Source organism: Streptomyces sp. NPDC027189 (assembly GCF_055566975.1).
In genome coordinates, this window is record NZ_JBVHRI010000051.1 from 21,790 (window position 1) to 29,197 (window position 7,408).

The window sequence follows — 7,408 nt, forward strand, 5'->3', positions numbered from 1 at the left end:
GGGGAGGGTGGGGTGGGGGGGCGTCCTGGTTGCCGTCTCTTTTTCTTTTTTTCTGTGTGTTTTTTTTTCCCCCCCCTGCGAAAAAAAAAAGGGGGGGGGCGGCCCCAGGGGGGTGGTTTGTCCCACGCCCCTCATGGACGCGGGCTGCGGCTAATGCATCGCCTGGGCCCGGCCGTAGTGGCCGTGGTGGCCGCCCTCACGCCCCTTCGTGACGGCCCTCGCGCTCGTCGAGGCCGCGGCGGTCCTCGCTCCAGGTGGGGGCGTGGCGGTCGTTGCCCCAGGAGGCGGTGTCGATGATGCGGCCGTGGTCGTTGGCCAGGGTGGCGGTGTCGGAGTGGTCCCACACATAGGTGCGGCGGTCCTGGTAGAGGTCACTGTCGCTGTCGCGGCCGATGCCGGTGTGGACGCGGACGGTGGAGAGGCCCTCCAGGCGGTAGTGGCGGAAGGTGTAGGTGTGGCCGTCCTTGTCGGACAGCGTCCAGCCGTCGAGGTTCACGCTGCGGCGGGAGGTGTTGGTGACGTCGACCCACTCCCTGTTCAGCGAGCGGTTGCTGCGGTTGCCGAGGCCGGGGAAGGTGTGCTGCACGTCGCTGATCTCCACCTGCGCGCGGTGCAGGCGCGTGCCGTTGTCGGCGGAGGCCGACGCGGCGGCGGCGCCGACCAGGGCGCCGGCCGCCAGGGCGGCAGCGGCCACGCGGCGGGCGGTGACAGACAGGGAAGCGGACAAGGTTGCCCCTCGTTTCGTTGCGGCAGACCCGTGCCTTGGCGCGTGAGTGCCGCGGGTCCGGTGTGCGGGGTCCCGGCCGGGTGGCCGAGTGGCCCGCAATCTGCCGCCACCGCCTGCCGATGTGGACGAGGCGTGAAGGGTGTTACGAATTGTCCATATTTCCGTCACTGTCGGATGTAACGTCCATGTATGTAGTGAACGAACCCGGGCGGTGCACCGGCGACTTGCCCCAGCCGCTTCAGCACTGACCGGGCCCCGCCATCCGCCCGCACGCGCCACCCCGCCACCCGCCTCCTGCACACCCGAAAGTGCGTAACAACCTCAGGGCGGCCGGTCGGAGAGCACGACGTGACGGCGTGGCGGGTCCGGCCGTGCCGGGCCCGGCGGCGCCTTGGGCCGGCCTGTCGCGGATCCGGCCGGCAACCGCCTTCGTGGCCGGGCGGGTTCGAGGCCGCGGGCCCGAACCGGCAGCGCGGTACGCCGTGGCGATGCGGGGGAGGGTGCGCCGTGCCATCGGTGCGCGCCCCCCTTCACCGTGGCCACCACGGGCCCCGCCGTCGCGGTGCTGGGCCGGCACTGCGCCTGCGGGCGGCTGCGCCGGCGCGTCCTGGCGAGGCGTTCACGTCCTCGGGGCTGCCCGTGCGCCCGCTCCTGTGCGGCCCGGTGCGGCGGGCGCACGGCGCGCGCCCGCCGGCCCGCAGCGACGGCGCGGGTTGGCGCTCTCCTTCGGCGGCCGGTCCCGCTGAGCCCGGCGGGCGCGCCACGCTGCACAGCCGTCGGTGCCGCGCTCGTGTCGCAGGCCCCGAGTGCGCCGGCCACCCCGCGGCGCCCGACTTGGTGAGCGGGCCGCCGGCGGCCTCGCCGGCCCGGTTCGCGCCGGCGGCGCTCCGCCGCCGGCGCCCTTCCCGGGCCGGAGCGGAGGCGGAGCCGGACCGGTCACAGGATTGCGCCGCAGGAAAGACCTGATCGCCATGAGCAAGTTTCCGCCTCATTTCGCATAGCACCTGGTAGAGTTGACGGTATGGGGATGACGCTGGGCGAGCGGGTGAGGGCCACCGTGGCCGCCCTGATGCAGATCACCGGAGAGACACAGGCCGACCTCGCTGCCGTCCTCGGCGTGAGCCAGACGCAGCTGAGTCGCCGTCAGTCCGGCAGCGCCGCCTGGAGCCTGGACGACTGCGACGCCCTGGCCGCGCACTACGGCCTCGACGTACTCGACCTGCTGGCCGGCCCCACCCGGGCCTGCGAATCCCTGCCCGCCGCCAGACGGCGGCGCCCCATGAGCGGCCGCAGGACACCCAACGCCGTGGCGGCGAAAGGGGCGGCGCGATGACGGACTTCGAAGCGATCGACCAACTGCTGGCCGCCGCACGCCAGGAGGCGCAGCTGCCCCCCACCGGGCAGCGGCGCCCGCTGCGGGAGGCACTCGGCCTGTCGCGCACGCAGGTGGCACGGGCCCTCGGGGTGAGCCCCTCCACGATCGGCGGCTGGGAATCGGGCCGCGACCCGAGCGGTCAAGTGCGGGAGAAGTACGCGTACTTCCTTCAGGGAGCGCAGACGAAACTGGAGGCTCAGGCCTCGGCCGTGACCGCTGCGGCACCGGCCGAGGAGGACGCGGCGGACGCGGACGCGGACGGGGATGCGGAGGGCGGGACGGCCTGCGACGCCGACGAGGTCCACGTCCTCCCGGAGCCTCAGCCGTGTGTCCTGTGCGGGCAGCCGGCCCGCCGGCACGTCGCCGGATTCCCCCAGCACCTCGACCCCGCCGAATGCGCCACGACCAGCCCCGCACCGCTCTGCGCCGGCACACCCCCGCCCCCGGACCCGGTGCCTGCTCAGGCCGGTGCGCACCGTGTGGGCCGCAGCATGAAAGTTGTCCCCGCGGGCCGCCGGATGCAGGCCGTCTCCGAAACCCGGGACGTGATCGCGGAAGCGGTCGCGGCCGCACTGGCCGAACACGCCGGTGACCTGGAGGCGGCAACGGCCGCACTGGTGAAGCGGGCGATCCCGGACGTGATGGCCCTGCTGGACACCTGCCGCAAGGGCGGCCGGTACGAGATCGTGGCGCACCCGTGGATGCCCGACGTCCTGCGCAAGCAGACCGCCCGCGGCCCCGACCAGATCTGGGAAGCCCGCCCCAGATGGGCCCGCCCGCAACTGCCCGCAGGACGCCACGACGTGACCGTCCTCGACGTCAACGCCTACTACCTGTCCGCGTTCAAGACCCATCTGCCGATCGGGCAGCTCGAGCACTCCACCGGCCCCGGACACGACCGGCGCCGCGCAGGCGTCCACCTCATCACCCCGCCCGCCTGGGACCACGACGCCGTGCTGCCCAACCCGATCGGCAACCGCGACGAAGCCGGCCCCCTGTGGGTCACCGAACCCACCCTCCGCCTCCTGCTGCGCCTGTCGACACCGGCCTACGCACTGTGTGATCCCCCCGAGATCCACGAGTCGTACACCTCCGGCGCGACCGAAGGCCTCCTGGAAAAGTTCCGCATCACCCTCCGCGACGCCCGCGACAGGGCGATCGCCGCACACGACGAGGTGACGCTGGAGTACCTCAAGGCGATGTACTCCAAGTTCGTCTCGACGATGGGGGAGTCGAACTACAACCGCGAGATCTACCGCCAGGACTGGATGCACATCATCCGCTCCCAGGCGTTCTCCAACCTCTGGTGGAAGGCCTACAAGGCCTACGACGAGGGCCTGATGGTCGTCCGTGCGATGGGCACCGACGAACTGCACGTCATCGGCGACTGGCGCAGCGTCTTCCCCGAGGGCCGCGGCGTCAGCGAGATGAAGCTCAAGGACGCCTACACCGTGGGCAGCGAGCCCGAGCCGCCCGCCGGCGGCGCACCAGACTGAAGGCAGACAAGGCGGCCTGCACGGCGCAGGTCCCCCTCACGGGCCCAGGGCAGCCGGCGGCAGCGATACTGATCCGGTAGCCATCGGCGAGCGCAGCGACTGAGCGAGGAGGAGCGCACATGCCGGAGCGCACGATCGACTTCGGTAAGCACGGTGCCCGTGGCATCAAGGGGTACGAGGCGGTCGCCCGCCAACTCGACACCCTCGCCGGCTACATCGCCACCCCCATCACCGTGCGCCGCGGCCTGCTGGCCCGTCTGCACTACCTCACCCGCACCGACCACGCCCTCAAGGCCGCCCGGGAGGCGGGCCTGACGGTCACCGACCGCACCCTCAAGGCCTGGCTGGCGGGCAAGCGCTCCCCTTCCGGGAAGAACCTCGAGCGCATCGAGGCCGCCTACAGGACGGTGCGCCGCCACAACGTGGCCCGCTACCTGCTCGGCCGCCTGAACCGCGACGGCCGCGGCACGCGTGTGGAGATCCACCCCCTGAACCAGTCCCAGGTGCCCCGCCCACGCCAACGGATCGTGGAATACCGCACTTTGAACATCCGTCACTGGGACGCCGTCGTGCACGCCTGGGCGGCCGATGATGTCCAGGCACTGGACGACGCATGGGTCGAGCAGATCATCGACCTCGGCAGCCAGTGGGGCCAGTACGAGTACGTGACCACCGTGGGCTTCGCCGCCTGACACCCCGTGCGGGAACCACAGCTGTGCCCTGGAGGGTTCGTAACTGCTGCGGGCTTCGTCATCGGATCTCAGCGTTTGTCAACTTCAGTTACTGGTCGGGGTGTTGTCGGTGGCGGCCGGTAGCCTGACCGGGTGATCGTCACGCATGCCTACCGGTTTGCGCTGGACCCGACGCCCGGTCAGGTCGGCGCGCTGCTGCGGCATGCCGGTGCGGCCCGGGTGGCGTTCAACTGGGGTCTCGCGCAGGTGAAAGCGAACCTCGCCCAGCGGGAGGCGGAACGGTCCTACGGCATTGCCGAGGACGATCTGACGCCGTCGTTCAGCTGGTCGATGTATTCCCTGCGCAAGGCCTGGAACGCAGCGAAGACCGAGGTGGCGCCGTGGTGGGCGGAGTGCTCGAAGGAGGCGTACACCACCGGGCTGGACCAGCTCGCCCGGGCCTTGAAGAACTGGTCCGATTCCAAGCGCGGCAAGCGCAAGGGCCCGCGGATGGGCTTTCCTCGCTACAAGTCGAAGCGGAAGACCATGGCGTCGGTTCGGTTCACCACCGGCACGATCCGCCTGGAAGACGACCGCAGGCACGTCACGCTCCCGGTCCTGGGAACGATCAAGACGCATGAGTCCACACGGAAGCTGCACCGCCGGATCATGACCGGTAGGGCGGTGGTGAAGTCGGCGACCGTCCGCCGCGAGGCGGGCCGCTGGTTCGTGTCCTTCACCTGCGAAGTCGAGCGCGCCGAGACTACCCCGGGCCGGGCGGACTCGGTCCTCGGCGTCGACCTGGGCATCAGGCACCTCGCAGTGTTCTCCGACGGCCGCCCGGCCGCCGAGAATCCCAAGCACTACGACACCGCGCGCCGCAAGCTCGGCCGCCTGTCCCGTACGGTCGCCCGCCGCCTGGGCCCTGACCGGCGCACCGGGCAGCAGCCCTCGAAGCGCTGGCAGCGCGCGGATGCGGCCCGCAACCGGGTGCACCACCGCACCGCGAACCTGCGGCGGGACGCGCTCCACAAGCTCACCACCAGCCTGGCCCGCGAGTACGGCACGATCGTGGTGGAAGACCTCAACGTCTCGGGGATGCTCAAAAACCGCAAACTCGCCCGCGTCGTGGCCGACGCCGGGTTCGGCGAGATCCGGCGTCAACTCGCCTACAAAACCCAGTGGAACGGCGGAACGCTCGAAGTCGCGGACCGCTGGTTCCCCAGCAGCAAGACGTGTTCCGGATGCCAGGCAGTGACACCCAAACTGCCTCTGCGGATACGGATGTACGTGTGCGAACACTGCGGACTCGTCCTCGATCGGGACGAGAACGCGGCACTGAACCTCGCCGCGCTCGTGAAGCGGCACGTCGCCGGGAGTGGCCCGGAGACAGAAAACGGACGTGGAGCCGACCGTAAGACCCCGTCCCGCGGGGCCGGTGGCATTGAAGCGTCTACCCCGCATTGACACCTCCCGGTATTGAGTGAGACGGGGACTTTCGCCCAGCAATGGGCGAATCACTGAGATTCGTAGAAACTCGGTGAACGGTGTGGTACGCACTGCTGCCGCAGCCGTGATCATCACTTCGTGTGGACCGCGGCCGGCCCTGACCTGCTCGACCTGCGTAGAGGTCGTTTCAACGGGCGAGCCGGCGGTGGCCGGTGCACGCGGGCGGACGGCAAGGACACCGGCAGGTTTGTGGCGGTCACCAGATCTTGTGCGCCCGCATCCCGCAGGGCGCCGGCCCGCGCAGCCGGCGTGGCGGATGGCCGGGTACCGCATGCCGCGGCGGCCTCAGCCGACCTCGACGGACGTGCCTGCGGGCAGGTGGCGGTAACGGGCCCCGGTGCCGGGACCGTTGTCGCCCAGGAAGCCGCCGACCATCGCGGCGCCGACGTCGCTGAGGGCGCCGTCGTGGATGGCGCAGGCCTGTTGCGGGGCCACCTCGCGCACATAGTCGATCAGCTGTCCGGTGGTGGACCAGGGGCCGTGCACGGGCAGCAGCAGGGTGTCGACGGTGGTGTCCGGGACGGTGAGCGCGTCTCCGGGGTGGAAGAGGGCGTCGTCGATGAGGAAGCCGACGTTGCCGATGCGCGGGATGTCGGGGTGGATGGCCGCGTGCCAGGTGCCGTAGACCTTCACGTCGAAGCCGGCCGCGGTGAAGGCCTCGCCCTCGCCGACGGCGGTGACCCGGGCGCCGAGGCCGTCCAGCTGCCCGGCGACGGAGGTGTTGGCCCAGATGTGCAGGGCCGGGTTGTTCTGTGCGGCCCTGCGGAGCGTCTCCTCGCAGAAGTGGTCGAAGTGTTCGTGGGTGACCAGGACCGCGTCGGCGCCGTCCAGTGCCCGCGGTTCGGTCAGGCCGCCCGGGTCGATGACCAGGCGGTGATGGTCCTTCTCGATGCGGACGCAGGCGTGGCCGAACTTGGTGAGCTGCGTGACTCCTCCCTCCGGATAAATCCGGGGGGCTTCTCCCGTCAGTGGCTAGGCCACGGCGGGAAGGACCAGCCCGGCCCTGATGGCAACGTTGAGTGCACCGACCTGATCGGCGTTGGCGGTGTGTCCGCACCGGGTGCACTCGAACTTCTCTTGGGTGGTGCGGTTCTCGCCGGACACGTGCCCACACGTGGGGCAGGTGCGGGAGGTGTTGCGGGGGTCCACCGGGATCAGCTTGCGACCGGCGCTTTCAGCCTTGTGCGCGAGGATGCCCAGGAACACCCCCCAACCCGCGTCGTGGATGCTCTTGTTCAGCCCGGCTTTGGCGGCGGCCCCGTTCGGCAGGAATCTGCCGGGCATGTCGGGGTCGGGCTTGGGCTTGGGAGCGCGGACCATGTGCGCGATGCTCAGCCGCTCGTGCGCGATCACGTCGTAGGTGCGGACCATCACGAGCGCGGTCTTGTGTGCGTGGTCGGTGCGCTGCCGCCTGACCTTGCGGTGCAGAGCGGCAACCTTCTCCACCGCCTGCCGGTGTTTCGCGGTGCGGTCCTCACGCTTGCGCCGGGGAAACGCCTTGAGTGCACGCTGAGCCTCGCCGAGAGCGTCCGCGATGCGTTTGCCGTGCCTCGGGTTCGGCTGGTGCTCGCCCTGGGAGGTGGTGAGGAAGTGGGCTACGCCCATGTCGATGCCGCACAAGGCACCGGTC

7 protein-coding genes are annotated in these 7,408 nt (G+C 70.7%); 4 read left to right on the forward strand and 3 right to left on the reverse strand.

Annotated features, from left to right (window positions below; genetic code table 11):
* Positions 1 to 196: 196 nt before the first annotated feature.
* Complete coding sequence (locus tag ACZ4RZ_RS48555) at positions 197 to 727, reverse strand: lamin tail domain-containing protein (protein WP_467754052.1); 531 nt, start codon at positions 725 to 727, stop codon at positions 197 to 199.
* Positions 728 to 1,748: 1,021 nt separating this feature from the next.
* Here ACZ4RZ_RS48555 and ACZ4RZ_RS48560 point away from each other — a divergent pair.
* The 4 genes from ACZ4RZ_RS48560 (at position 1,749) to tnpB (ending at position 5,736) form a co-directional block, all read left to right on the forward strand.
* A complete protein-coding gene (locus ACZ4RZ_RS48560; RefSeq protein ID WP_467754054.1) occupies positions 1,749 to 2,060 on the forward strand; it encodes a helix-turn-helix transcriptional regulator in 312 nt (103 codons plus the stop codon).
* Complete coding sequence (locus ACZ4RZ_RS48565; protein WP_467754055.1) at positions 2,057 to 3,598, forward strand: helix-turn-helix domain-containing protein; 1,542 nt, start codon at positions 2,057 to 2,059, stop codon at positions 3,596 to 3,598. Before ACZ4RZ_RS48560 ends, ACZ4RZ_RS48565 begins: the two co-directional genes overlap by 4 nt.
* A 119-nt stretch (positions 3,599 to 3,717) precedes the next feature.
* Positions 3,718 to 4,290 carry a transcriptional regulator gene (locus ACZ4RZ_RS48570; protein ID WP_467754056.1) on the forward strand — a complete coding sequence of 191 codons (573 nt, stop codon included), beginning with the start codon at positions 3,718 to 3,720 and terminating at the stop codon, positions 4,288 to 4,290.
* Positions 4,291 to 4,422: 132 nt separating this feature from the next.
* The gene (tnpB, locus tag ACZ4RZ_RS48575; protein ID WP_467754057.1) at positions 4,423 to 5,736 is read left to right on the forward strand and encodes an IS607 family element RNA-guided endonuclease TnpB; all 1,314 of its coding nucleotides are present in this window, start codon (positions 4,423 to 4,425) and stop codon (positions 5,734 to 5,736) included.
* 327 nt (positions 5,737 to 6,063) lie between these two features.
* On the opposite strand, the gene ACZ4RZ_RS48580 is transcribed toward tnpB, so the two are convergent.
* Complete coding sequence (locus ACZ4RZ_RS48580) at positions 6,064 to 6,726, reverse strand: MBL fold metallo-hydrolase (RefSeq protein WP_467754061.1); 663 nt, start codon at positions 6,724 to 6,726, stop codon at positions 6,064 to 6,066.
* 24 nt (positions 6,727 to 6,750) lie between these two features.
* Positions 6,751 to 7,408, reverse strand: a 658-nt coding sequence (locus tag ACZ4RZ_RS48585; RefSeq protein WP_467754058.1) for an RNA-guided endonuclease InsQ/TnpB family protein, incomplete at its 5' end; no start/stop codon positions are given.